Here is a 25802-nt window from a genome sequence, read left to right on the forward strand (position 1 = left end):
CCGAAGCCAAAAAAGAGCCGGTGCCTTTGCAGGACCGACTCCTTTGTAATCCGTTCTTATTGGAAATAAGCATTACGGGCGAATTGTCCTTGCTGCGCCTGACGGCCGGCAATCGACATTTGCGCTACGGTTTGCTCCAATTGGCCGCATACTTGCGCAATATGCTGCATTTGCTGCATAGCTGCCTGATGGCCTTGCAGCGCCGTTTGGATCACTTGAGCCGCCTGACGCTCACGCTGTGCCAATATTTCCAGCTGCTGCGCGTTTTGCTGTTCCTGCTGAAGCATTTGCTGGTACATTTGGCTAGCTTGCTGCGTTTGCTGCATCAACTGTTGTATCGTTTGCTGGCATGCGGCAATTTGCCCGTCGATGTTATTGATCACGAATCGGATCCTCCTCAAGAAAATAAGTTTGGACTTATAAGCCCATCCTATTTTGCTTAAAGCATACTCCCCTTATGCAGCGAAATTACGGTTTCACGTCATACATCTTGAACAGGTCGTCAAGCATCAAGTTAGCCGCCTTGACGCCGCCCGCCGTATTCCATGTCACGTCGTTTACTTTCACCAGCTTGTTGTTTTTAACGGCCTTAATGTTTTTCCAGATCGGGTCATTGAGCCATTCCTGCTCCTGCTTCGTCCCTTTGCCGTCACCGGTTTCATACGTGAAGTAAAATATTTTGTCAGCCGCTTCGAGTTCGGTCAATCGTTCCTTGGAAATATCCTCAAACGATTTTTCATCGCTTTTCGGATCCGAACGCGGGAAGCCGATCTGCTTGAAGATGACGCCCGAGAACATATCCCCGTAGTAGTATCTTGTTTTGCCGCCCATAAACCGTACAACGGCCACTTTCTCCTGCTTGATTTTGTCTCCCGCTTTTTGCTTGAAGTCCTCAATGCGTTTATCGAACGCGGCGATCACTTTCTCGCCTTCCTGCTTTTTGCCTAGCGCTTCGGCATAAAGGTTAAAGTTGTTCTTCCACTCGCCGCGAAGCGTTTCGGAGAACACGGTAGGCGCAATCGCTTTTAATTGATCGTAAATTTTTTCTTGGCGCATCTTGTTGCCGATAATGAGGTCCGGCTTCAGCGAAGCGATCAGCTCCAGATTTGGCTGCGATTCTTCGCCAAGCACTTGAACGCCTTCCAAATCCGCCTTCAAGTGATCAAACCATGGATTGCCGGTAAACGATTTTACGGCGCCAACCGGCTTTACTCCCAAGGAAAGGAGAGCTTCCGTTCCTTCGTTCGTTAGAATAACGACGCGCTTCGGGTTAGACGGGACATCGGACTCTCCCATGGCATGCTTGACTTTATGCGTGCCTTCCGACTTTCCGGCGCTCTGAGCGGCACCTGCCGATGGCGACGGATTGCCCTGGGACGACCCGCAAGCAGTCAGCCAAACGGACAGCAGCATGACGACAGCCAGCAAGGCCGCTCCTTTAATTCGTAACGATCGACCTGATAAAAACATGTTGTATATTCCCCCTATGTATCGTACCGTCTTCAAAACGACAACCGATAGTTTCGCGTGAAGTGATGCCGGGTCAGCCTGAGTGACCGAAACCAACTCCATTGATAATGATTATCATTTACGTTGATAATAGTAAAGGCTTCAGCGCATCTTGTCAACCATTGTTTGAAAATGATTCTCATAGGCTGTACGCCTCACTTATGATGGAAAAAGAGCCGCCCTTTCGGGCCGACTCTTTCAATGCTGTATGTTTTATGAGATTAAGCTTTAACCCCGTAAAATTGAAACAATTCGTCCAGCATCAGGTTCGCCGCTTTGACGCCGCCGGCCGTATTCCAGATCGCATCGTTCACTTTGTACACTTTGTTGTTCTTAACCACTTTCAAGTTTTTCCACAACGGATCGTTCAGCCATTCCTGCTCCTGCTTGGACCCGTTGCCGTCTCCGGTTTCGTAAGTAAAGTAGAACAGCATATCGGCGTCCGCTTCCGGCAAACGTTCCTTATTGATTTCATCGGCGAACGTCTCTTTGCTCGGCGATGCCGGGCGTTTGATCCCGATCTGGTTGAAAATAACCCCGGTAAACGTATCTTGCTTGTAGATACGGGTTTTCCCCGCCATGAACCGAACGACCGATACGGTTTGGTTCAACTTGTCGCCCGCTTTTTGCTTAAAGTCGTCGATCCGCTTGTCGAATGCGGCGATCACTTTCTCGCCTTCCGCTTTTTTGTTAAGCGCATCGGCGTACAGCAAGTAATTCGTCTTCCATTCGCCGCGAAGCGTCTCCGACATGACCGTCGGCGCAATCGCTTTGAGCTGTTCGTATATTTTCTCCTGACGCAGCTTGTTGCCGATGATCAGATCGGGCTTCAGCGAGGCGATTAATTCCAGGTTCGGCTGCGATTCCTCGCCAAGCGGCTGTACGCCTTGCATATCGGCCTTAATATGATCGTACCAAGGGTTACCCGTAAACGACTTCACGGCGCCGACCGGCTTCATGCCCAGAGAGAGAAGCGCCTCGGTCCCTTCATTCGTCAAAATGACGACTTTCTTCGGGCTCGCCGGTACATCCGATTCGCCCATTGCGTGCTTGATTTTGCGTGTCCCTTCGGACTTTCCGGAAGCGGCTCCCGCTGCAGAACCGTTGCTAGGTGATGATGCAGGATTAGAATTGCCTGGCGACGATCCGCAACCTGCCAGCCATACAGACAATGTCAAGATTAAAGCAAGCAAAGCGGGCATCTTCCAACGGAATGATAAAGAGTGCATATTTCCCCAATTCCCCCTATGTATCGTGCAGCCGCGATCGTACGTCAAATCATCATCATACTCGCACGAATCTCACGCCACAATTGATAATGATTATCAATCACACTGCTATCGTAATGGCTCGCACGAATGATGTCAACAATTATTTGATAATGATTCTCAAAATCATTGACACGCGAATTTCGTTACCCTACAATTAGTTTTATACATTATTCTTCAACTAAGTAGCGGAAGCAGGTTTATTTGCATGCAAAGTGTTTTGCAACGCCGCTCCTTCAAATGGACAGGTATAATCGTGGCGCTCTTGCTGCTTCTTATCGCAATGGCGGGCAGCGTCATGCTCGGTGTTACCAACTATTCCTGGCGCACCGTCCTGTCGGCCTACACCGCATTTGACGGATCGAACAGTCATCTTATTATTCAAACTTCGCGCGTCCCCCGCGCATGCATCGCCGCCATCGTCGGCGGGAGTCTTGCGGTCGCCGGCGCTTTGATGCAGGCCATCACGCGAAACCCGCTTGCTTCGCCCAGCATATTCGGCGTCAATGCGGGAGCGGCATTCGCAATCGTACTCATGGTTACTTTTTTCGATATTTCCGGTTTGACGGCGTTCACATGGATCGCGTTTGCGGGAGCGGCGATTAGCGCCGGAGGCGTCTACTTTCTCGGCTCGATCGGCCGGGACGGCCTTACACCGATCAAGATCACGCTCGCCGGTTCGGCGTTAACCGCATTCTTTTCCTCGCTGACGCAAGGTATCTTGCTCGGCAACGGCAAAGCGTTCGACCAGGTGTTGTTTTGGCTCGTCGGCTCGGTTGCCGGACGCACGATGGATATGCTGCTCGCGGTGCTTCCCTATATGGCGACTGCCATTGTCGCAGCGATGTTCCTCTCGCCTCACATTAATATTATGGCGCTCGGGGACGATGTGGCCAAAGGCCTCGGCCAGCGAACGATCCTTATTAAGGCATTGGCTGCCATCGTCATCGTCGCGCTGGCCGGCGGCTCGGTGGCCGTAGCCGGACCTGTCGTCTTCGTCGGCATCATTGTGCCTCACATGGTCCGATTTCTCGTCGGCGGCGACTATCGCTGGATTTTACCTTATTGCGCCGTGCTGGGGGCGCTGCTGCTCGTAAGCGCCGATCTTGGCGCACGATTCATCGCGATGCCCAAGGAAGTACCCGTTGGCGTGACGACGGCGTTGATCGGCGTTCCGTTCTTCGTCTACATCGCGCGCAAAGGGGGACAGCAGAAATGAAACGGAAACAAAGCCGTTACATAACGATCCGCGGTCCCCGGTATTCGTTTCTTCTCAATCGCAAAACGCTGACCGTCGCGTTCCTGCTCGCCATAGCTATGGCAGCTATATTTATCGTCAGCACGGGCATCGGCAGCGTCTTTATTAGCCCGAAGGAAGTCGTCCTTTCCATCATCGGAAAAGGGTCCGATACGAGCGGCCTTATCATTCGATCGCTGCGGCTTCCGCGGGAAGTGGCGGCGATTCTGGTCGGAGCTTCTCTGGCCGTAGCCGGAGCGATTTTGCAAGGGGTCGTGCGTAATCCGCTTGCGTCTCCCGATACGATCGGCATGACCGGAGGAGCGACGCTCGGCGCCGTCTCGTTCTTCTTCTTTTTCTCTGAAAAGGCGAGCATCTCCTGGCTGCCGGTATGCGCCATCATCGGCGCTTTCGCGGCGTCGACCATCGTTTATTTGCTGGCTTGGAAGCAGGGAGGAATCACGCCGCTGCGCCTGGTGCTGATCGGCATCGGGTTCTCGGCTGCCACCAGCTCGCTATCTTATATGATGATGATCTCGGGACCGATCATTCTTGCCAATCAGTCGCTTACGTTTATGACCGGAAGCATCTATGGCGTCTCGTGGGAAAAAGACGTACTGCCGCTGCTTCCATGGGTGCTCATCTTGCTGCCGCTCGTATTTCTCTTAGCCAGACAGCTTGATAATCAGGAGCTCGGCGACGATGTGGCTCGCGGCGTCGGCAGCAGAGTCGAAAAGGAGCGGTGGATTTTGCTGCTTCTCAGTGTCGCCTTGGCCGGTGCGGCGGTCGCGATTGGCGGAGCGATCGGCTTCATCAGCCTGATGGCGCCGCATATGGCGCGCAAGCTGGTCGGCCCCGCTTTCGGCGGGCTGCTGCCTGTCTCGGCGCTGATCGGCGCCATTGTACTGCTGCTAGCCGATCTGGCCGGGCGCGCGCTGATCCCGCCGCTGGATATCCCTGCCGGCGTGTTCACCGCAGCGATCGGCGCGCCGTTCTTTGTCTACTTGCTGTACCGCAGCCGAAATCGAACGTAACCTATGGTCTACAGCCTATCTGAACCGGGGAGGACTTCTACATGAACTTACAATGCGCAGACTGCCACTCGATCCGTTCCAACGGATTATGCCTCCGTTATGGAGAAACGACGATATTTCAAGAGCTGAACCTCTGCATTCCTCAAGGGAAAGTGACCGTATTCATCGGCAGCAACGGCTGCGGCAAGTCGACGCTGCTGCGGTCGCTCGCCCGGCTGCTGAAGCCTCACAGCGGGGAAATCATTTTGGACGGCAGCGATATCTCGTCTCTCTCCACCAAGGATGTTGCACGGCGGCTCGCCATTTTGCCGCAAGGTCCATCGGCTCCGGAAGGCCTCACGGTGCTTCAACTGGTCAAGCAGGGCCGTTACCCTTACCAGAACTGGCTGCAGCAATGGTCCGAGAAAGATGAACGCATGGTGCGCAAAGCGCTTGAGCTTACCCATATGACCGATCTCGCAGAGCGGTCCGTCGATTCACTATCCGGCGGCCAGCGGCAGCGTGCCTGGATCGCCATGACACTGGCGCAGGAGACGCCGACGATTCTTCTCGACGAGCCGACAACGTATCTCGATTTGGCTCATCAAATCGAAGTGCTCGATCTGCTGCACGAGCTGAACGTTCACGAGAACCGCACCATCGTGATGGTGCTTCACGATATTAATCTGGCTTGCCGTTACGCTCATAACATTGTCGCCGTCAAAGACCGGAAAGTGTGGTCCGAAGGCCCGCCGAGCGAAGTCGTAACGGAACAGCTGATCCGCGACGTATTCGATCTGGAATGCCGTGTCATCGAAGATCCGTTGTTCTTTACACCGATGGTCGTGCCTTACGGCAAAGGCAAATCACCGGCGAAAGCGCCTGCCGCTTCTGTCGTAAACACCGCTGCTGCGATTTAGATATCGTACAACGCTGCCTCTTTTTGAATGATCGATTTTCAAACGATATACGAAAGAACCTTCGGTCCCATATACAGCAATGGGGACCAAAGGTTCTTTTTTTGCATTGGATCGTTCTCTCATATGTGCAACACAACGCACTGCACATTTCGTAAGGTCTGGACCATACGATAACTCCGGGCAGGTTCCGAAACACATCGCCGAATCAGTCCTCCTAAGCCGGGCCGCAGTGATCCAGGTAATAAATCGCGCTGTGCAGGGAATGCTAGCTAGCAACGATTGGTGAACAGGAGGCACTCGCTGCTATGAATCGTGTACAAGTTTTCTTCGAACATTACGGGCTTTCCGTTATTCTTGTAATTGGCGCGCTTCTTGCCATATTCTTCGTATATAAAAACTGGGACAAAATCGTGATCAAAGGCAGCGGGCGAAAATGACTCATTGCTGCAAACGAAAACAAGCAGGTAGAGAAGAACGGAATGGTTCTTCCCTGCCCGCTTGTTGTTCGCTGCGATAACGTTGTTTGCCTATTACAACGTTATACAAGCGCTTTTTTGGCGATATCGGTGCGGTAATGCTTTCCTTGAAAACGAATGCGGTCCGCATCCGCATACGCTTTAGCCCGTGCTTCAGCGATGTCTTTGCCGAGCGCGGTAACGCCCAGAACGCGGCCGCCGTTCGTTACGATTGCGCCATCCTTCACGGCCGTACCGGCATGGAAGACGATGGCGTTCTGTACCTGATCGAGCCCCTCGATCGGCAGCCCTCTCGGATAAGAGCCCGGATAGCCTTCGGATGCGAGAATGACGCATACCGCCGCTTCATCGCTCCATTCGATGTTCATTTGATCGAGCCGTCCGTTAATGGCCGCAAGAAAAATATCGAGCAAATCGGTTTTCAGCCGCGGCAGCACGACCTGCGTTTCCGGATCGCCGAAACGGGCGTTGAACTCGATCGTTTTCGGCCCGTTCGGCGTCAGCATCAAGCCGGCGAACAGCACGCCGCGGAACGGCCTTCCTTCCGCTACCATCGCTTTCGCCGTCGGCTTAATGATCGTTTCGATAGATTCCTCGATCACCGATTGCGGAATATGCGGCAGCGGCGTATACGTCCCCATGCCGCCGGTATTCGGACCTTTGTCGCCGTCGAACACAGCCTTGTGATCCTGAGCAGGCACCATCGGACATACCGTCTCTCCATCGACGAAGGAGAGGATCGACATTTCCTGCCCCGTCAAAAATTCCTCAATGACCACCTGATTGCCGGAATCGCCGAAAATCTTCGCCACCATAATATCATGCAGCGCTTCTTCCGCTTCTTTGAGCGTCTGGGCTACGACAACGCCTTTTCCCGCAGCAAGCCCATCCGCTTTAATGACGATCGGCGCCTGCTGCTTGCGCAAATACGCCACAGCCTCGTCATATTGCTCGAATGACTCGTAGGCCGCCGTCGGAATATTGTATTTTCTCAGCAGCTGCTTCGTAAACACTTTGCTGCCCTCGATGATCGCCGCATTTTGGCGAGGGCCGAACACTGTGATGTTTTTGGCCTCCAGATGATCGACAATCCCTTCCGACAACGGATCGTCCGGGCCGATCACGACCAGATCGATCGTATGATCCAGCGCGAACTGTGCGATCTCCTCGAATTGATTCACCTGAATCGGCACACATTCCGCAACCGACGCGATACCGCCGTTACCCGGTGCGCAGTACAACTCCTGTACCTTCGGGCTTTTGCGCAATGCCCAGCAAATCGCATGCTCGCGGCCGCCGCCGCCTACTACCAATATCCGCACGACTTCAGCTCCCCCTAATTCTTGTTTACGACGAGCAGCTCGGCCGCTCCGTCCGCCAGACGAATCGTTTTGACCAGCAGCGCAATTTTATTCTCATCGTTCAGCGCATTCCAGTACGTATCGGCAATTTGCTGCGCATCGTCGAACAGCGGTACGAGCGCCGGCTCGCCTTGAAACGACGGCAGCGGGTTTCCGTCTCCCGCATACGTGTGGATACAATGTCCGAGGCCGGGCAGCGCCTTCTCATACGAATACGTGTGGCGCAGCGTCTGATCCTCGGTGTTGCCGCTCGACTTCAAAATCGAAAGCTTGTACGCAAACTGCTCATCGCGCAGATCGACAATCCCGCTGATGCGCGGCGTGAAGTTTGGTGCGTCCGGCTCATAGGTCCGGGTAGCAAGCGCCGATTCGAACGAACCGCCGGCTTGCAGCGCTTCATGAATCGTGTCGGTTTGATCGCCGTTCGTAACGATATGGGCACCGTTCAAATGCTTGACCGGATAATAAATAATTAAGGACGGGTCCGTCAGCCTGGCCGGGTCTTTCGCTTCCGTTCGCAGGAAGCCGTTCGCTTCCTGAATGAATACCCGGTTACGGCTGTTCTCGCTGCGCCCCATGATCCAATACACTTGAACAAGGCGCGTGCCGTCCGGCGTTAACCCGAGAATAATGCCGCGTCCCGGATATACGTTCTCCCGCAGGCTATTCAAATATTGTTCCGCTTGCGCGGTTCTGGTCGTCGTCACAGGTTGTCTCCCCCTTATATTAGTGATGGAACAAACGCACGCCGGAATACACCATCACCATGCCGTAATCGTTCGCGGCTTGGACGACTTCCTCGTCGCGCATGGAGCTGCCCGCTTGGACAACGTATTTGACGCCGCTGCGGCTGGCGCGGTCCAGGTTGTCCCGGAACGGCAGGAACGCGTCCGAACCGTAGGAAACGCCTTGCAGCTTACCCAGCCATTCGCGCTTTTGCTCCCGCGTCAGCTTGGCCGGCACTTCGTCGAAGCAAGCTTCCCAAGCGGCTTGCTCCACCGGGGTAAGCTCCTCTTCGAGCCACAAATCGATGGCGTTGTTTTGCTCCGCACGGGAGAGGCCTTGGCGGAACTTCATGCTGAGTGCTGCCGGATGCTGGCGAAGGAACCAGCGGTCGGCTTTGTCGCCGGCCAAGCGCGTACAGTGGATGCGCGACTGTTGACCGGCGCCGATGCCGATCGTCTGTCCGTCCAACGTGTAGCAGATCGAGTTCGATTGCGTATATTTCAGCGTCACGAGCGCGATGAGCAGGTCCCTCTTGGCATTCTCCGGAAGCTCCTTGTTCTCGGTCACGATCTTCTCCAGCGCGCTTGCGTCAATAACCGCGTCATTCCGCTCCTGTTGTAAAGTAAGACCGAATAGGGTGCGCGTTTCTACCGGGTCTGCCACATAATCCGGATCGATTTGCAGGATAAGGTATCCGCCGTTCTTTTTCGCTTTCAAAATCTCCAGCGCTTCGTCCGAATAACCCGGTGCCACGACCAGATCGGATACTTCGCGCTTCAACAGCTGCGCCGTCGAAGCGTCGACGATATCGCTAAGCGCTGCGGCGTCGCCGAATGAAGACATGCGGTCGGCGCCTCTCGCCCGTGCGTAGGCGGTCGCAAGCGGCGACAATTCGAGCCCTTCCACGAAGTAAGCTTTCTTCAGCTCCGGCGTCAGCGGCGCTGCAACGGCGGCTCCTGCAGGACTGACATGCTTGAACGATGCGGCTGCCGGCAGTCCGGTTGCGCGGCGCAGCTCGCGTGCGAGCTGAAAGCCGTTCAGCGCATCGAGCAAGTTGATGAAGCCCGGATCGCCGTTCAGCACTTTGATCGGCAGCGGGCCGTCATTCATCAGTTTGGCTTGCTTTTGATGCGGGTTCATGCCGTAACGAAGCTCGAGTACGTTCGTTTGGTTCGCGGTCTGGCTCATTGTACGATCATCCCATCTTTCGTTTTATGATGAGCCGCTTGCTTCAGGTCGATAGCTCCTTCGGCAATGGCTTGAATGACTTGAGGGTACAGCACGTGCTCAATCGGATGTATTTTCTCGCTTAACGATTGCTCCGTATCTTCCGGCTCAATATCGACGGTACGCTGGGCGAGAATCGGCCCGCTGTCGAGCCCGCCGTCCACCAAATGGACAGTGACGCCGGTTACCTTCACTCCGTGTTCGAGCGCCTGACGTACGGCGTGAAGACCGGGAAAGGACGGCAGCAGCGAAGGGTGGATGTTGATCATCCGTCCCCAGTACGCATCCACCAGAACGCTCGTTATAATCCGCATGTAACCGGCAAGCACAACGAGTTCGACACCTTTTTCCTGCAGCATCGATAAAATTTCCTGCTCATACGCTTCGCGGGAAGGATAATCTTTCGGTTTGAACGCATGCACCGGTATGCCGGCATTCAAAGCGCGTTCGACGACTTCCGCTTGCGGCCGGTCGCAAACGAGCAGCTCGATGCGCGCATCGAGCCGTCCTTCCTGCACGGCATTTGCTATCGCCTGGAAGTTGGTCCCGCTACCGGAAGCAAAGACGGCGATACGCAAAGGCTTTGTTCTCATACGACCGCCCCGTTAAAGGTAACGATGCGCTCTCCGGCAGTGATGCGGCCGAGCGTATAGGCTTTCTCACCTTGCCGTTCGAACAGCTCGATCGCCTTCGCCGCATCCGCTTCGGCTACGATGACGACCATTCCGATGCCCATGTTGAACGTCCGGAACATGTCGTTGTTGCTGATCCCGCCTTCGCGCTGCATCAGCTCGAAGATCGGCAGGATCGGCCATGAGCCGTAATTGATGTCCGCATTCACGCCATCCGGAAGCACGCGCGGAATGTTCTCAAGGAATCCGCCGCCCGTAATGTGTGCCATGCCCTTGATCGCTACCTGCTCCAGAACGGCAAGTACCGGCTTCACATACAGCTTTGTCGGCGCGAGCAGCACGTCGCCTAGACGTCCGCCGAGGGCTTCGACTTGATCGTGAAGGCCGTATCCTTTTTCCTCAAGCAGCAGCTTGCGCACAAGCGAGAACCCGTTGCTGTGCACGCCGCTAGAGGCAAGACCGAGCACAACGTTGCCTGGACGAATCGTCGAACCGTCGATGATTTTTTTCTTGTCGACAATGCCGACGGTAAAGCCTGCGATATCGTATTCGCCCTCGCTGTACATGCCCGGCATTTCCGCCGTTTCTCCGCCGATCAGCGCGCAGCCCGATTGCACGCAGCCGTCGCTGATGCCCTTGATAATCGCTTCGATCTTCTCCGGAACGACTTTATCGCAAGCCAGATAGTCGAGGAAGAAAAGCGGCTCCGCACCCTGAACTACAATATCGTTGACGCACATCGCAACGGCGTCGATACCGATCGTGTCGTGTTTATCCATGGCAAAGGCGATTTTCAGCTTTGTGCCGACGCCGTCGGTACCGGAGACGAGCACCGGCTCCTCGTATTTCTCCTTATTCAAGCCAAACAGCGCGCCGAAGCCGCCAAGATCGGTAAGCACTTCGGGACGGAACGTCGTCTTGACGTGTTTTTTCATGCGCTCTACCGCTTCATTGCCGGCCGCGATATCGACTCCGGCTTTTTTATATGCATCGGACACTTGGTTTTTCCTCCCTAAATTTGGTTAGCTGCGCCTGAGCGAGCTCCGGAATTTCGTGCTGTCAGACTTCGGCCGCTCTTGAAAATGAGTTCCAAGGAACTTACCTGGCGGTAAGAACTCATTTTCAAAGGCGGCACGTAAACTGTCCGTCTGACACACGATCCTCCGCATATCGGGCTTCGCTAAAAAGTGACAACGCAAGGATCAACCTGCGTTGGTAAAAGGAAGGCGGTCGCTGTGCGCGGGCCGCCGTAATGATGGTAGCGATGACATTCATCGCTTGCTAATCGTCAAGCTTGCATGTCATATCTGTATAGCGATAATGGCTCGTCCCGTCAAATCAATCGCAGCCGCAGCCGAGTGCCGCTTCGTCCGGAACCGGCGTCGGATAGCGGTTGTCGAAACAGGCGGTGCAATAGCCGCGAGTCGCTTCCGAATTCGTCTGGCCGATGGCGGCGAGCAATCCGTCCTTGCTTAAGAAGTGCAGCGAATCGGCATTGATCGCCTGGCGAATTTCTTCAATCGATTTCACGGAGGCGATCAGTTCCTCGCGGCTTGGCGTATCGATGCCGTAGAAGCACGGGTTCGCGAACGGCGGCGAGCTGATGCGCATGTGCACTTCCTTCGCTCCCGCATCGCGGAGTAGATTGACGATCCGCAGCGACGTCGTGCCGCGTACGATCGAGTCGTCGATAATGACGACGCGTTTGCCGGCCACGATGCTGCGCACGGCGGACAGCTTCATCTTCACGCCCTGCTCGCGCAGCTCCTGGCTCGGCTGAATGAACGTCCGGCCGGTGTAGCGGTTTTTGATCAGCCCGAGCTCGTAAGGGATGCCCGTCTGCTCGGCATAGCCGATAGCCGCCGAAATGCTCGAGTCCGGCACGCCGGTGACGACATCCGCATCCACGAACGATTCCATCGCGAGCTGACGGCCCATCCGTTTGCGCGCGGAGTGGATGTTCACCGCATCGATATCGCTGTCCGGACGCGCGAAGTAAATATACTCCATCGCGCATACGGCGCGCTGCTTGATCGGCGAGAACCGGTCTTCCGTTACGCGTCCGGTTTTCATATCGAGCACAAGCAGTTCGCCCGGCTCGATGTCACGGTAATACTGCGCACCCACCGTATCGAAGGCGCATGATTCCGAAGCGAACAGCCAGGCGGTGCCAAGCCTGCCGGCTACGAACGGGCGCAAGCCGTGCGGATCGCGCGCTACGATCAATTTGTCTTGGGCCATGAACAGGAACGCATAAGCGCCCTCCACCTTGAGCAGCGCTTCCTTGACGGCGAACACGATATCGTCGTGCTTGGAGCGCGCGATCAGATGCGCTACGACCTCCGTGTCGCTCGTCGTCTGGAAGATCGACCCTTGTTTCTCCAAATCCTTCTTAATCTGCGGCGCGTTGGTCAGGTTGCCGTTCGTCGCGATCGCCAGGTCGCCTTCGCGATACTTGAAAACGAGCGGCTGGGCATTGGCCAGCTTGCTTTCACCGGAAGTGGAGTAACGCACATGACCGATTGCCGTAGAACCGGTCATCGGACCGAGAATATCGTTGTCGAACACTTCTTTGACGAGTCCCATGCCCCGGTGATACTTGAATTCTTCGCCGCCTCCGGCAACGCAGATGCCTGCGCTTTCCTGACCGCGATGCTGCAGCGCGTGCAGCCCGTAATACGACATAGAGGCTGCTTCGGCGTGACCGAACACGCCGAATACCCCACACTCCTCGCCCAGCTTGTCGAACAAGCCGTTGTGAGCCGCAACGCCTTCGTTATAGTAATCTCCCGTCCAAAGACGCGGAGTCGCTAGCTTTACTCCTTGTCCGCCGACTTTTATTGCATCAGACATGGAATCGCATCCTTCCAGACCTTTTCTAGCTGTGCAACAGATGCATCAATAGCGGATTGCCCGTTAACCGATATGTTGAGCGTCTCCCCGCCAACCGTTCCGAGTACTTGAACCGGAACGCCTTGCGCGGATACATATTGCTTGAGCGCGTCCGCTTTGTCCGGCGAAGCGCTGAGCAAGATGCGCGATTGGCTTTCGCTGAACAGCGCAACGTCGTTGCGCAAACCGGAGGCAGCGAAATCGACTTTCGCACCGAGACGGCCGCTCATGCAGCTCTCCGCCAGTGCAACGGCGAGACCGCCCTCGGACAAGTCATGCGCCGAAGCGACAAGCCCTTGCTGAATCGCGCCCAAAACCGCGCCAAGCAGCTTTTGCTCGACATCCAGATCGATTTGCGGCGGACGTCCTTCCGTCAATCCGTGCAGCACGTACTGGAATTCGCTGCCGCCGAGCTCCGCTTTCGTGTCGCCGAGCAGCAGGATGATGTCGCCTTCGTTCTTGAAGCTTTGCGTTGTAATGTGATCCGTATCGTGAACGAGACCGACCATACCGACGACCGGCGTCGGATAAATCGCGCCCTTCGCATTTTCGTTGTACAGGCTGACGTTGCCGCCGATGACCGGCGTGTTCAGCTTGCGGCAAGCTTCGGCCATGCCGTCGACCGCTTTTTCCAGCTGCCAAAAAATTTCCGGCTTCTCCGGGCTGCCGAAGTTCAGGTTGTCCGTAATCGCCAGCGGCTCTGCGCCGGTACATACGTTATTGCGTGCAGCCTCGGCTACGGCGATCTTGCCGCCTACTTCCGGATCGAGATAAACGAACCGGCCGTTGCAGTCCGTCGACATGGACAGAGCTTTGCGCGATCCGTGGATCGTCACAACCGCCGAATCCGATCCCGGCCGTACCGCCGTGCTGGTGCGCACCATGTAATCGTATTGGTTATACACCCACTCTTTGCTCGCTACCGTCGGCGAAGCAAGCACCTTCTGCAGCGCATCGTTCAAATCCGCCACTTCCGGATAACGCAGCGTATCCACGTTCGCATTCGCTTCATAGTATGCCGGCACCGTGGACGGCTTATGGTACATCGGGCACTCGTCGACCAGCGCCGTAACCGGCATGTCTCCGACAAGCTCGCCTTTATGGTACAGCTTCAGATTGCCGTCGTCTGTCACTTTGCCGACCTTTGCGCAGTGCAATCCCCAGCGTTCGAAGATTGCCTTCGCCTGCGCCTCATGCTCCGGCTTGACGACGAACAGCATCCGCTCCTGAGACTCCGACAGCATCATTTCGTACGGCGTCATGCCCTCTTCGCGCTGCGGCACTTCATCGAGATACAGCTCCATCCCGTTGCCCGCTTTGCTTGCCATTTCCGAACTGGAACAGGTCAAACCCGCCGCGCCCATATCTTGTATGCCGACGACGATGCCCGAATTGATCAGCTCCAGGCAAGCTTCCAGCACGAGCTTCTCCATGAACGGGTCGCCAACCTGCACGGCCGAACGCTTTGCTTCCGATTCGGCCGTCAAGTCTTCCGACGCGAACGTTGCGCCGTGGATGCCGTCGCGGCCGGTCGCCGGCCCGACATAGAACACTGGGTTGCCCACGCCTTTGGCTACGCCCTTCTGGATTTTATCGTGATCGATCAGGCCCACGCACATCGCATTGACGAGCGGATTGCCTTCGTAGCTTTCATCGAACATCACTTCGCCGCCGACGGTCGGAATGCCGATGCAGTTGCCGTAGCCGGCAATCCCCGATACGACGTGTTCGAACAAATATTTGACCCGGTCGCTTTCCAAGCGGCCGAAACGCAGCGAATTGAGCACGGCCACAGGACGTGCGCCCATGGAGAAAATATCGCGGATGATACCGCCGACCCCTGTTGCCGCGCCTTGGTAAGGCTCGACGGCGGAAGGGTGATTATGGCTTTCGATTTTGAACACGACGGCTTGGTTATCGCCGATATCGACGATGCCCGCGCCTTCCCCTGGGCCCATCAGAACGCGAGGTCCGCTGGTCGGGAACTTGCGCAATACCGCCTTGGAGTTTTTGTACGAGCAGTGCTCCGACCACATGACGCTGAACACGCCGATCTCGACGTAATTCGGCTTCCGTCCCAAAAATCCGCATACCTTCTCGTACTCTTCGTCCGTCACGCCGAATTGCTTGTATATTTTTTGCTCCGCGATTTGTTCCGCCGTTGGTTCCTTAGCCGATAACAGCTGCGCCATGTTTCTCCCTCCAAGTGCTCAGTATCGATGTAAACATCCGTTTGCCGTCCGCCGATCCGAGCAGTTCGCTGACCGCCCGTTCCGGGTGCGGCATCATGCCGAGCACGTTGCCCGCTTTATTGCTTACGCCCGCGATGTCTTCTACGGAACCGTTCGGATTATTGCCCGCTTCGTAGCGGAATACGATTTGACCGTTGGCTTTCATTTCGGTCAGTGTTTCCTCGTCGCAATAGTAGTTGCCTTCTCCGTGAGCGATCGGGACATGAATCAGCTCGCCTTGTTTATATTCCGATGTAAAGGGCGTATTCGCGTTTTCCACTTTAAGCAGCGCCTGATGGCAGCGGAATTTGAGCGAATTGTTGCGCATGAGCGCTCCGGGTAGAAGACCCGCTTCCGTCAAAATTTGAAACCCGTTGCAAATGCCAAGTATATACTTGCCCTCTTCCGCCGCTTTGACAAGCGCGCCCATCACCGGGGCAAAACGCGCAATCGCGCCGCAGCGCAAGTAGTCGCCGTACGAAAAACCGCCGGGAACCAGGATGCAATCGTATTTCGACAAATCGGTTTCCGTATGCCACACGTAATCCACAGGCTGTCCGATCGTATCTTCTACCGCTTTGTAGCAGTCGATGTCACAGTTGGAGCCGGGAAATACCAGTACTGCGAAATTCATTTACGCTCCTCCTTTTCTTGGCCTTACGCCAGCTCGTAACGGTAATCCTCGATCACGGTATTGGCAAGCAGCTTTTCGCACATCGCTTTTACACGCTCTTCCGCTACCGCGCGGTCGTTCGTATCCAGCTCCAATTCCAAATATTTGCCGATCCGCACTTTGCCTACCTCGTCAAACCCCATCGAGTGAAGCGCGCCCTGCACCGCCGTCCCCTGAACATCCAATACGCTTTGCTTAATCGTTACATAAACGGTCGCTTTTAACATCGGAATAATAATCTCCCTTCGGATCCTCAATAAAGTTCGCTGATTGCACTGATTTGCCGCGATCGCCGTTCTCGTATGTTTGGCCGATATCGCGCTTCGTTCCGCCCTCGGTGCCGATCTATGCTGCCACCATCCGCCATTCGTCTCTTCTCTCTTTGTCCGTTCGATTTCCCCTGTTACCTTATCTATCTTTACCGCTGCGCTGCGGCAGGCAGCCGCTTCATCCCCGCAGCCTTAAAAACCGTGCCTATCCGTTCACCAATCGGTTATAAATATCGCGGTAGCGCCGCGACGTTTCTTCCACCACTCCCGCCGGCAGCGGGTCGGGCTCGCTGTTTTTGTCCCAGTCCGTTCCCGACAAATATGCTCTCACCGGCTCTTTGTCCATGCTGTCAATCTCGATGTCGAGCGCGTATTTTTCCTTAGCCCAGAAGCGCGACGAATCCGGCGTAAAAATTTCGTCAATCAGGATGATCTCGCCGTCGATAAGTCCGAACTCGAATTTCGTATCCGCCAAAATGATGCCCCGCTGCTCGCAAAACGCTCTTGCGAACTCGTACAGATGAATGCTCTTCTCCTGCAGCTGCTCCGTCAGTTCCGCGCCGACCAGCTCTTTCATCCGTTCAATCGAAATATCTTCGTCATGCCCTACGTCGTTTTTAGCTGCGGGTGTAAACAGCGGCTTCTCCAGGCGGTCATTTTTGCGCAAACCTTCAGGCAGCTTGTGTCCGTTCACTTCGCCGGTCTTCTGATACTGCCGCCAGCCGCCGCCGGTAATGTAGCCGCGCACCACGCACTCGATATCGATTCGCTTCGCTTTTTTTGTAACCATGAAGCGGTTTTTCATGACCTCGCGGTCCGTGATCAAATCGCCGAGCCGTTCCACGTCGGTATGTACGACATGGTTCGGTTGGACCGCCGCCGTTTGCTCGAACCAGAACGCGCTCAAGCTGTTCAGCACGTTGCCCTTGTCCGGCACCGCCGGGCTAAGCACCCAGTCGAATGCCGAGATGCGGTCGGTTACCGCAATGAGAAAATGCTCGCCCAGATCGTATAGCTCCCGCACTTTGCCTTTGTACAGCAGCGGCGCCTTTACGTACGGCTCCGCGCTTGATATGGCTTTCGGTTTAGTTTCCCCGTTCATCCTTCAGCCGTCCTTCCGTTTAGATTAGCTCAAGCCGAGCCGTTTAAATATCGTATCGACATGCTTCAAATGCCAGCTTGGATTAAAAGCATCCTCGATCTCTTCAAGCGACAAGTATTCGCGGATCGCCGGCGTATTTTCCACAATCTCGCGGAACGAACGCTGCTCCTCCCACGCCTGCATCGCTCTAGGCTGAACCGTGTCGTAGGCTTGTTCGCGGCTGAAGCCTTTGTCGATCAGCTTCGTCATGACGCGGCCGGAGAACGGTACGCCATACGTGCTTTGCATGTTGCGCTTCATGTTTTCCGGGAACACCGTCAAGTTTTTCACGATATTGCCGAGACGGTTCAGCATGTAGTTGAGCAAAATCGTCGCATCCGGCAAAATGATCCGCTCCACCGAGGAGTGCGAGATGTCGCGCTCATGCCAGAGCGTGACGTTCTCGTACGCGGAAACCATATGGCCGCGAATGACGCGAGCCAGACCCGAAATGCTTTCGCAGCCGATCGGATTGCGCTTATGTGGCATCGCCGACGAGCCTTTCTGGCCTTTGGCGAACGGCTCCTCCACTTCGCGGAACTCGCTCTTTTGCAGCCCGCGAATTTCGGTCGCGAACTTGTCGAGCGAGGTTGCGATCAAGGCGAGCGTTGCCATATACTCGGCGTGGCGGTCGCGCTGCAGCGTCTGGGTCGAGATCGGTGCAGGCTTCGTGCCGAGCTTGCCGCACACATACTCTTCCACGAACGGATCGATATTGGCATACGTGCCGACGGCGCCGGAAATTTTGCCGAACTGCACGCCGTCCGCCGCGAAGCGGAAACGCTCCAGATTGCGCTTCATTTCTTCATACCACAGCGCCATCTTCAAGCCGAACGTCGTCGGTTCCGCATGCACGCCGTGCGTCCGTCCCATCATCGGCGTATCTTTATACGCGATCGCTTTGTTCCGGACGATTTCGATAAAGTTGAGCAAATCGCGCTCCAATATTTCGTTCGCTTGCTTCAGCAAGTACCCGAGCGCCGTATCGACGACGTCCGTCGATGTCAAGCCGTAATGTACCCACTTTCGTTCCGGACCTACCGTTTCCGAGACGGCACGGGTGAAGGCGATCACATCGTGACGGGTCTCCTGCTCGATTTCGTAAATGCGGTCAATGTTGAATCCAGCGTTCTTCCGTAATTCCACTACGTCTTCCTTCGGAATGACGCCAAGCTCCGCCCAAGCTTCGCAGGACAATATTTCCACTTCGAGCCAAGCCTTGAATTTATTTTCTTCCGTCCAAATGCGTCCCATTTCGGGTCTTGTGTAACGATCAATCATGGTTTCCCCATCCTCCGTTATTTTCCGTTAAAGTCATTCGTGTTTAGCGTCCCATATAGTAGAAGCCTCTATCCAACGAAGCGCCTGCTCCGGCGAATTCGACAGCAGATTGACATGCCCCATCTTGCGGCCTTTCTTCGCCTCCTGCTTGCCGTACAGATGCACCTTCGCCGTAACGCCTGGCACCTGTTCCGACTCGGGCCGAACGATCCAGTCCAACAGCGGCTGCACATGCTCGCCGAGCACATTGACCATCACGACCGGCGTCAGCAACCCGGGATCGCCGAGCGGCAAATTGCAAATCGCGCGCACATGTTGCTCGAACTGCGAAGTGCGGCACGCTTCCATCGTGTAGTGGCCGGAATTATGCGGCCGCGGTGCAAGCTCGTTGACATATAACTCGCCGTCCGCCGTAAGGAACATCTCCACCGCAATGAGACCGATCACATCCAGCGCCTTCGCAATGCGCAGCGCCATCGTCTCCGCTTCGCGAAGCACTTCGTCCGCGGCACGTGCAGGGACGATCGATAAGTGCAAAATATTGTTTACGTGCACATTTTCCGCAACAGGAAAAGCTTTCGCCTCCCCTTGCGGGCTGCGCGCCGCAATGACCGATATTTCCTTGGCGAAGCGGATGAACTGCTCCAGCACAAGCTCCGTTCCCGCCTTGCTGAGCTCCGCGTATGCCGCTTCGATTTCTTCCTGCGACCGGATGACCCATTGTCCTTTGCCGTCGTAGCCGCCGGTCGCCGTCTTCAGCACGCAGGGCGTGCCGAAACGCTGCACCGCTTGACGCAGCTCTTCCACGCTGCCAATCTCCGCATACGGCGCAACCTTGACGCCCGCGGCTTCGATCGCCCGCTTCTCGCGCAGCCGGTGCTGCGTCGTGTAGAGCAGGCGGCTTCCTTGCGGCACATAAGATTCTGCCATCAGCAGTGACGTCACGCCTGCGTCCACATTCTCGAATTCGTATGTGATGACATCCGCCTGCTCCGCCAGCTGACGCGCGGCTGCTACGTCATGATATGCCGCGACGATTTGCCGGTCCGCCACTTGGCCGCAAGGCGCATCCGGCGTCGGATCGAGCGTGACGAAGCGGTAGCCCATGGCCCGTCCGGCCAGTGCCAGCATTCGACCGAGCTGTCCTCCGCCAAGCACGCCGATCGTTGCGCCCGGAGCAATCACTTTGCCGGGGTCGTACGCCTTGCCTTCTGCCGCCGCTGTCATTCGAGCACGCTCTTTTCCATCACGGTTTGCGCAATCCGCTCGCGGCGCGCCGCAACTTTCCGCTGAAGCTCTTCGTCAAAAGCACCGAGCAGCTGCGCAGCGAGCAGACCTGCGTTCGTTGCACCGGCATGCCCGATCGCTACCGTCGCAACCGGAATGCCGCCAGGCATCTGTACGATCGAGAGCAAGGAATCGAGTCCGTTCAAGGTAGACGTTTTCACCGGCACGCCGATCACCGGCAGCACCGTCTTGGAGGCGACCATCCCCGGCAAATGCGCCGCGCCTCCGGCGCCCGCGATGATAACCTTTAACCCCCGTTCCACCGCTGAAGCCGCATATTCGAACATTAAATCCGGGGTACGGTGCGCGGAAACGACTTTCTTCTCATACGGAACGCCTAATTCCTCGAGCACGTCACAGGCGTGCTTCATCGTTTCCCAGTCGGACTGACTTCCCATGATGACGCCAACAAGTACGGACACTGGCTGAACCTCCGATATTATAGATTAAATTAGCAACATACACTGCAATGCACATAGCGCTTTTGATCGGTGAAGATCCATTCGTGTTTAAGTTAAGCTTCTGATGTATAAAAAAACGTCCGGCTGATAGGGCGCATACCGATGCGTTCTATCCACTGGACGACAAATAGCCCGAAGCGCAAGCTAAGGCCGGGCACAAACATGCCGACCTTCCTTATCGTTCGTTCACTCGTAGTCCAAAAATTTATGGTTTTTGGGTAGAAACTTTCGGGCCATATTCCCGACTTTATACGAGATTATTCGACTTTATTCTCCAAAAATTCGTTTGTTCCATCTTGTTATTACCCTCTCAGTTTAACAGCCTTTAACAGCGCATGTCAACTATAAAAGACGAACATTAAATAAATTCAAACAAAAAATAGTTCGCATTTATTGAATGATCTTCAGCGATATGCCGTTTAAGTTTGCGAATTCGCTTTCATTTTTATCAAATCCTGCAATGTGCTATGGATTTCGGCCGAACTCAATCCGCCTGCCGATATTTTCCCTTCATCTAATTGAAGCCATTGCTCGCACATTCGAATCCCTTCATCGATCGCCTTAAGTCTCCGCTCCCATTGTCCGGATTTCTCCAGCTCGTCCAACCATTGAAACAACACGTCTTCCGCATCGGCCAGCTTGCCCGCCTCATTGCAATAAGGAATCAGCTTTTCCAATAGCTCGGCGCTTTTGGGAGCACGCCCGGCCATGTCCAGCGCATGGTTCAAACGCTCGTCGAATTCATTCTTCAGCTCGGACCGGGCATCCAGTTCCATCGCCGTCAGCAGCATTTCAACGCATTTGAGTGCCGTCTGCCGGGCCGCGGTCTCGTTACCCGCCTCTTTCCATACGGACGCTTCCGCATGAAGCAGATCGCCCGCCGCCAGCACTTTCCCTTGATCAATCCCGCCGTCCTGAGAAAACATGGCGAGCAAATCTTTCACCGACAGCGCTCCGATCAGCTTCGAATTCATACCGAGCAGTTGTTTCATCGCTTGATTCAACAGCGCCATCGCCTCTTCAAATTGCGCGTTTCTTCTGGCCGCGGCCACTTTATATACCGCAACGGCTGCCTTCTCAATCAGTCCCAAAATATAGTCTCGTCTATACATTGTGCTTCTCCTCCCCTGCCCTGACGGTCATAAACTTCTACTCTTGCACGAATTTATTTTCATTGTACCCCATTTCTGCCCGGGAGGAAAAAGGGGGCTTCCATTAATCGGAAATGACTGGATAATTTTATGCATTGAACCGGTACGTACGCTATGGTAAATTACTAAAAGCCGAATCGCGCATTTTTTTGCCGTGCGCGTACGGGGGATGAAACACATGGGGTGAATGCATTTCGGCATCGTCACGATTTAAGGCGACGGCTGCAATACTAGGGAGCATCCTCTTCCCGAACCCGACAACTAACCTCGGAGGCATTCATAGGAGGGAAATGAATGCAATTGAATATTAAGGGCATGTTCCTCGCATGTTTGTTCGCCTTGCCTGCCGTTTTGCCGGTATGCCAAAAAGCGGAAGCGGCCGAGCCTCAACGCTTGGCGGAAGACGTGAAGGTGCAAGTCAACGACAGTCTGGTCCATTTTCCGGACGCACAGCCTTTCCTGGATGAGAATCATAAGTTGCGGGTGCCTGCCCGCGTCGTCGCAGACAAGCTTGGAGTTCAAGTACAATGGGAACCGGCGGGCTCGCAAATAAAAGTCACTTTGGCGAATGGAAAAAAGAGCATTTCGCTTACGACGGGCGATAACCATATTTCGGTCGACGGCAAATCAACCGAAATCGCAACACCAGCAGAACTGATCGACGGGAAAGTCTATGTTCCTTTCCGGCTGCTCTCCGATACGTTCGGGTATAACAGCCAGTGGGACAACTCGAACCGTATCGCCATTTTGGGTACGGACGGTAAATATTATGCTCCGGCATGGTACAAGCCAAAAGAACAGCCAGCCGCCGTTTCGACATTGAGCAGCAGTGCGATCCCTTCGTACAGCAAACTCATCGAAGCGAAAGCAACGGCGTATACGGCTTCTCCGAGCGAGAATGGCGGCAACGGCCCAGTCGATTATATGGGAAATCCATTGCAGCTCGGAACGATCGCCGTCGACCCGAACGTGATCCCGCTCGGCACGAAAGTATATATCGAGGGCTATAATTACGACGGCTTGCCGTCCGGTGGCTTGTACGCTACGGCCAGTGATATCGGCGGTGCCATTAAAGGCAATAAAATTGATATTTTCTTGCCCGAAAGCCGCTCAAAAGCAAGGATGTTCGGCGTACAGCAAGTTAAAATTTACGTATTAGGTTCCTAACTACATCTCTACAGCAGTCTGGACTCATCCAATGGCAAAAACAGTCGTCCTCTTTAGGGCGGCTGTTTTTTTTTGCATGCCGCCGCTTCCGAATACTTTTCATCCGTTGGCCCACCCTAACTAAGGTACTTTAGATGCCGAGGTGAAGCCCGTTGACGAAAACAAAAACCGTAGTAACGCTCCTGCTCATTGTTTCGCTGATGATTCCGATTACGACTACCGCGGCGCCTCCGCTCGGCAGCGAGGTTGTATGGAACGTGCAGACGGACCAGAAGCTTATCGCCTTAACGTTTGATGATGGTCCTAATCCGGTATATACCCCGCAAATACTGGATTTACTTCATCAGTATCAGGCTAAGGCGACTTTTTTCGTGCTCGGCAAACGCGTGAAAATGTATCCGGCCATTGCGATCCGTGAAGTAAATGAAGGCCATGAGATTGCCAATCATACGTTTGACCATCATTTTCTGAAAAACTACCCTCCCGAACGAATCGTCGAGGAAATTCGGCAAACCCAGGAAGTCATCTTCGATATTACCGAGCAAATGCCGAGCGTCTTTCGGCCCCCAGGCGGATTTTACAACGATGCGCTGCTCCAATCCATGAAGGAGGACAAGCTGACGGTCGTCATGTGGTCCTGGTATCAGGATACGAAAGACTGGAAGAAGCCTGGCGCCGACAAAATCGTTCAAACGGTGCTAAACAATGTTCACAACGGTGACATCATTTTGTTCCACGATCTTGAAGGAGATTGTAGCCAAACCGTAGAGGCGCTCAAACGCATCCTGCCGGAGCTTCAGCAGCGCGGCTACCGCTTTCTTACCGTATCTGATCTCATCGCTAAGACGCGAAAATGAGCATTTTCAGCGCTCTTGCCCCGGCGGCAAGAGCTTATTCCATAAACCCGACCTCATTGCAAAGCTCTACCAATATATAAACGCAGTACAACTGTTGGCGGTTGCACCAATGAATGCTTGATAGTGCGCCTTCGATCTCTTTTTTTGCTTTATTAATGCTACGATGCTCAACTGCCTGTAAGATTTCCTTCATTTTTTGTATTTTGCATAAAATAAACCGTTTTCCGGATCGCGCTCTGGCCATAGCAGTCCTTCTTCTTCCCAATGCCGGATTGCCGAAGAAGCGCAGCCATGTTTTCGTTATACACGGGAATGGCTCCGGCTGCGAAATTCAACTATAATATCTTCATAATAAGGAGGTATTGCCGTGGTTCTTGCTGAAAAAGACCCTTTCATCCGAAGCTTCGCTCTGCTGCGGGAAAAGGTCCCGTCGTTTGCGCAATATCCGTTCAATCTCCCAGCACTGGGAGAACTGCACAATCTTACGCTTCATCCGAAAGTCACTTATATCGTGGGTGAGAACGGCATGGGGAAATCTACGCTGTTGGAAGCGCTGGCCGTTGCCTGGGGCTTCAATCCGGAAGGCGGAACCATGAATTTCAACTTCTCCACGCAGGAGTCGCACTCTACGCTGCATCAATATATTCGGATCGTGCGCGGTATTAATAAGCCGCGTGACGGTTTCTTTTTCCGAGCCGAAACGTACTATAACCTTGCCACCAATATTGATCAAATGGATCGGGAGCCTGGATCGGGAGGGAAGATCATCGATTCTTACGGAGGCAAGTCGCTGCATGAGCAGTCGCATGGAGAATCGTTCTTTTCCGCATTTATGCATCGATTCGGCGGCAACGGACTTTACATCCTGGATGAGCCGGAAGCGGCGCTCTCACCTTTCAAACAACTGTCTATGCTCTCCCGTATCCATACCTTGGTGAATAAAAACTCGCAATTCATTATTTCGACCCATTCTCCCATATTGATGGCTTATCCTGATTCCGCTTTATATCAGCTTACCGCCGATGGCATTCAACACACCCGGTTAGATGAAACGGACCATTATATCATTACGAAGCAATTTCTGAACAATCGGGAGCGGATGCTGAGGGAGCTTTTTCTTGATGAATAAAAAAAGAGCAGAATTGTTCCGCTCTTTCTCTCCCGTAATGATGTTTAGATGGGCTGGCCGTTCTTTTTATTATCGAAACGGCGATCCCGGTTATCGATCGCGCCCGGATTCGGCGAAACCGGCGGATCAATTTGTACAGGCATACTTGTCGTACGTGTCTTGTGCAGATCCGTCGCTCCGCTAGCATGCGTACCCAGCTGGCCAAGCTCCTCATTCGGACTGTTCTTTTGGGTTTCATTCATAACAGGCTTCACCTCCGTGGATGAGTTACGCCTTAGTTTACGGCTTTCGAACAACTTTCATTCAGGTGCCTCTTTTATCTCCAAGTATCGGATTTCGACGAATAACGTTTGGGAGCCAATGATTGCTGCTGACACAGCCAAATGCAACATAAAAAGAGCCCCATCGGATTTCTCCAATGAGGCTCTTCTTGTTGCTTGGCGACGTTCTACTCTCCCAGGACCCTGCGGTCCAAGTACCATCGACGCTGGAAGGCTTAACGTTCGTGTTCGGGATGGGTACGCGTGGTTCCCTTCCGCCATCATCACCAAACGGTTGATGTTTCTGCCAGGAAACATCTATTACTTTTATTCAAGGTCGCTTGTACCCTGAAAACTGGATCGAAACGAGGCTCCGATTTATCTTTTATCGTTCCGTTGTGCTTCGCACAAAGGTCACTTCAAAAAGATAAATCTTCGCTGCAACAAAATGCTTAATGCTGAATCTTTTAGCTAATGCTTCCGAAGCTAGCTTTTCTTCGAAAAGCGCTTAGGATAAGCCCTCGACCGATTAGTATTCGTCAGCTGCACGCGTTACCGCGCTTCCACCCCGAACCTATCTACCTCGTCGTCTACAAGGGGTCTTACGAATTGGGAAATCTCATCTTGAGGGGGG

Annotated in this window: 26 protein-coding genes, 2 rRNA genes and 2 riboswitches; of the genes, 7 read left to right on the plus strand and 21 right to left on the minus strand. The window is 54.3% G+C overall.

The genetic code is table 11. The features are described from left to right. Positions 1-56 precede the first annotated feature (56 nt). From ACFQI7_RS26175 to ACFQI7_RS26185, 3 genes are all read right to left on the minus strand, one after another. Positions 57-326, minus strand: coding sequence for a hypothetical protein (locus tag ACFQI7_RS26175; protein WP_377517869.1), 270 nt, complete (start codon positions 324-326; stop codon positions 57-59). A 142-nt stretch (positions 327-468) separates the two neighbouring features. Next, positions 469-1470: an ABC transporter substrate-binding protein gene (locus ACFQI7_RS26180; protein ID WP_218099899.1), complete on the minus strand. Its 1002-nt coding sequence runs from the start codon at positions 1468-1470 to the stop codon at positions 469-471. A 260-nt stretch (positions 1471-1730) separates the two neighbouring features. Beyond that, on the minus strand, positions 1731-2738 hold the full coding sequence (locus ACFQI7_RS26185) for an ABC transporter substrate-binding protein (RefSeq protein WP_218099900.1): 1008 nt from the start codon (positions 2736-2738) through the stop codon (positions 1731-1733). A 247-nt stretch (positions 2739-2985) separates the two neighbouring features. Here ACFQI7_RS26185 and ACFQI7_RS26190 point away from each other — a divergent pair, with 247 nt between their 5' ends. From ACFQI7_RS26190 to ACFQI7_RS26205, 4 genes are all read left to right on the plus strand, one after another. After that, the gene (locus ACFQI7_RS26190) at positions 2986-3996 is read left to right on the plus strand and encodes a FecCD family ABC transporter permease (protein ID WP_218099901.1); all 1011 of its coding nucleotides are present in this window, start codon (positions 2986-2988) and stop codon (positions 3994-3996) included. Next, complete coding sequence (locus ACFQI7_RS26195; RefSeq protein WP_218099902.1) at positions 3993-5048, plus strand: FecCD family ABC transporter permease; 1056 nt, start codon at positions 3993-3995, stop codon at positions 5046-5048. Before ACFQI7_RS26190 ends, ACFQI7_RS26195 begins: the two co-directional genes overlap by 4 nt. Before the next feature lie 41 nt (positions 5049-5089). Next, on the plus strand, positions 5090-5947 hold the full coding sequence (locus tag ACFQI7_RS26200; protein WP_218099903.1) for an ABC transporter ATP-binding protein: 858 nt from the start codon (positions 5090-5092) through the stop codon (positions 5945-5947). Positions 5948-6252: 305 nt separating this feature from the next. Continuing rightward, positions 6253-6384, plus strand: coding sequence for a hypothetical protein (locus ACFQI7_RS26205; protein ID WP_268966832.1), 132 nt, complete (start codon positions 6253-6255; stop codon positions 6382-6384). Between the two features lie 101 nt (positions 6385-6485). Here ACFQI7_RS26205 and purD read toward each other — a convergent pair whose 3' ends face one another. The 14 genes from purD to ACFQI7_RS26275 all read right to left on the minus strand — a co-directional run bounded on the left by purD (position 6486) and on the right by ACFQI7_RS26275 (position 21716). Next, positions 6486-7745: a phosphoribosylamine--glycine ligase gene (gene purD, locus ACFQI7_RS26210; protein ID WP_218099904.1), complete on the minus strand. Its 1260-nt coding sequence runs from the start codon at positions 7743-7745 to the stop codon at positions 6486-6488. A 14-nt stretch (positions 7746-7759) separates the two neighbouring features. Further along, a complete protein-coding gene (locus tag ACFQI7_RS26215) occupies positions 7760-8491 on the minus strand; it encodes an IMP cyclohydrolase (protein WP_218099905.1) in 732 nt (243 codons plus the stop codon). Between the two features lie 19 nt (positions 8492-8510). Then, the gene (locus ACFQI7_RS26220; RefSeq protein ID WP_218099906.1) at positions 8511-9698 is read right to left on the minus strand and encodes a phosphoribosylaminoimidazolecarboxamide formyltransferase; all 1188 of its coding nucleotides are present in this window, start codon (positions 9696-9698) and stop codon (positions 8511-8513) included. Continuing rightward, the gene (purN, locus tag ACFQI7_RS26225) at positions 9695-10330 is read right to left on the minus strand and encodes a phosphoribosylglycinamide formyltransferase (RefSeq protein WP_218099907.1); all 636 of its coding nucleotides are present in this window, start codon (positions 10328-10330) and stop codon (positions 9695-9697) included. Before purN ends, ACFQI7_RS26220 begins: the two co-directional genes overlap by 4 nt. Beyond that, on the minus strand, positions 10327-11367 hold the full coding sequence (purM, locus tag ACFQI7_RS26230) for a phosphoribosylformylglycinamidine cyclo-ligase (RefSeq protein ID WP_218099908.1): 1041 nt from the start codon (positions 11365-11367) through the stop codon (positions 10327-10329). The genes purN and purM overlap by 4 nt, the downstream gene beginning before the upstream one ends. Before the next feature lie 340 nt (positions 11368-11707). Beyond that, a complete protein-coding gene (purF, locus tag ACFQI7_RS26235; protein ID WP_218099909.1) occupies positions 11708-13222 on the minus strand; it encodes an amidophosphoribosyltransferase in 1515 nt (504 codons plus the stop codon). After that, positions 13207-15453 (minus strand): phosphoribosylformylglycinamidine synthase subunit PurL, encoded by a 2247-nt coding sequence (gene purL, locus ACFQI7_RS26240; RefSeq protein WP_218099910.1) that lies wholly within the window; start codon positions 15451-15453, stop codon positions 13207-13209. The genes purF and purL overlap by 16 nt, the downstream gene beginning before the upstream one ends. Next, positions 15431-16126, minus strand: a complete 696-nt coding sequence (purQ, locus tag ACFQI7_RS26245; protein ID WP_218099911.1) for a phosphoribosylformylglycinamidine synthase subunit PurQ — start codon at positions 16124-16126, stop codon at positions 15431-15433. Before purQ ends, purL begins: the two co-directional genes overlap by 23 nt. Positions 16127-16149: 23 nt before the next feature. Then, positions 16150-16392 (minus strand): phosphoribosylformylglycinamidine synthase subunit PurS, encoded by a 243-nt coding sequence (gene purS / locus ACFQI7_RS26250; protein WP_218099912.1) that lies wholly within the window; start codon positions 16390-16392, stop codon positions 16150-16152. A 247-nt stretch (positions 16393-16639) separates the two neighbouring features. Next, on the minus strand, positions 16640-17536 hold the full coding sequence (locus tag ACFQI7_RS26255) for a phosphoribosylaminoimidazolesuccinocarboxamide synthase (protein ID WP_218099913.1): 897 nt from the start codon (positions 17534-17536) through the stop codon (positions 16640-16642). Positions 17537-17560: 24 nt separating this feature from the next. After that, the gene (purB, locus tag ACFQI7_RS26260; protein WP_218099914.1) at positions 17561-18856 is read right to left on the minus strand and encodes an adenylosuccinate lyase; all 1296 of its coding nucleotides are present in this window, start codon (positions 18854-18856) and stop codon (positions 17561-17563) included. 33 nt (positions 18857-18889) lie between these two features. Continuing rightward, complete coding sequence (gene purK / locus ACFQI7_RS26265) at positions 18890-20083, minus strand: 5-(carboxyamino)imidazole ribonucleotide synthase (protein WP_218099915.1); 1194 nt, start codon at positions 20081-20083, stop codon at positions 18890-18892. Further along, entirely contained in the window at positions 20080-20565 is a 486-nt protein-coding gene (gene purE, locus ACFQI7_RS26270) for a 5-(carboxyamino)imidazole ribonucleotide mutase (RefSeq protein ID WP_218099916.1), read from the minus strand. Before purE ends, purK begins: the two co-directional genes overlap by 4 nt. Before the next feature lie 212 nt (positions 20566-20777). Then, positions 20778-20879: riboswitch (purine riboswitch) on the minus strand. A 144-nt stretch (positions 20880-21023) separates the two neighbouring features. After that, positions 21024-21716: a DUF6483 family protein gene (locus tag ACFQI7_RS26275; RefSeq protein WP_218099917.1), complete on the minus strand. Its 693-nt coding sequence runs from the start codon at positions 21714-21716 to the stop codon at positions 21024-21026. Positions 21717-21875: 159 nt separating this feature from the next. Next, positions 21876-22046: riboswitch (cyclic di-AMP (ydaO/yuaA leader) on the plus strand. A 3-nt stretch (positions 22047-22049) separates the two neighbouring features. On the opposite strand from ACFQI7_RS26275, the gene ACFQI7_RS26280 reads away from it, so the two are divergent. Further along, positions 22050-22922: a stalk domain-containing protein gene (locus ACFQI7_RS26280; RefSeq protein WP_218099918.1), complete on the plus strand. Its 873-nt coding sequence runs from the start codon at positions 22050-22052 to the stop codon at positions 22920-22922. Between the two features lie 152 nt (positions 22923-23074). After that, positions 23075-23779, plus strand: coding sequence for a polysaccharide deacetylase family protein (locus ACFQI7_RS26285; protein ID WP_230415080.1), 705 nt, complete (start codon positions 23075-23077; stop codon positions 23777-23779). Between the two features lie 189 nt (positions 23780-23968). Here ACFQI7_RS26285 and ACFQI7_RS26290 read toward each other — a convergent pair whose 3' ends face one another. Then, on the minus strand, positions 23969-24052 hold the full coding sequence (locus ACFQI7_RS26290) for a hypothetical protein (RefSeq protein ID WP_377517871.1): 84 nt from the start codon (positions 24050-24052) through the stop codon (positions 23969-23971). A 94-nt stretch (positions 24053-24146) separates the two neighbouring features. Between ACFQI7_RS26290 and ACFQI7_RS26295 the strand changes: the two genes are divergently transcribed. Then, entirely contained in the window at positions 24147-24908 is a 762-nt protein-coding gene (locus ACFQI7_RS26295; protein ID WP_218099919.1) for an AAA family ATPase, read from the plus strand. 44 nt (positions 24909-24952) lie between these two features. Here the strand turns inward: ACFQI7_RS26295 and ACFQI7_RS26300 are convergent, their stop codons facing one another. From ACFQI7_RS26300 to ACFQI7_RS26310, 3 genes are all read right to left on the minus strand, one after another. After that, the gene (locus ACFQI7_RS26300; RefSeq protein ID WP_218099920.1) at positions 24953-25150 is read right to left on the minus strand and encodes a hypothetical protein; all 198 of its coding nucleotides are present in this window, start codon (positions 25148-25150) and stop codon (positions 24953-24955) included. A gap of 193 nt (positions 25151-25343) precedes the next feature. Beyond that, positions 25344-25460, minus strand: a 5S ribosomal RNA gene (gene rrf / locus ACFQI7_RS26305). A 217-nt stretch (positions 25461-25677) separates the two neighbouring features. Next, positions 25678-25802, minus strand: a 23S ribosomal RNA gene (locus tag ACFQI7_RS26310); the annotation flags it as partial.

The sequence above is a fragment of the Paenibacillus allorhizosphaerae genome (genome assembly GCF_042659105.1).
GTDB classification, from domain to species: Bacteria; Bacillota; Bacilli; order Paenibacillales; family NBRC-103111; genus Paenibacillus_G; species Paenibacillus_G allorhizosphaerae.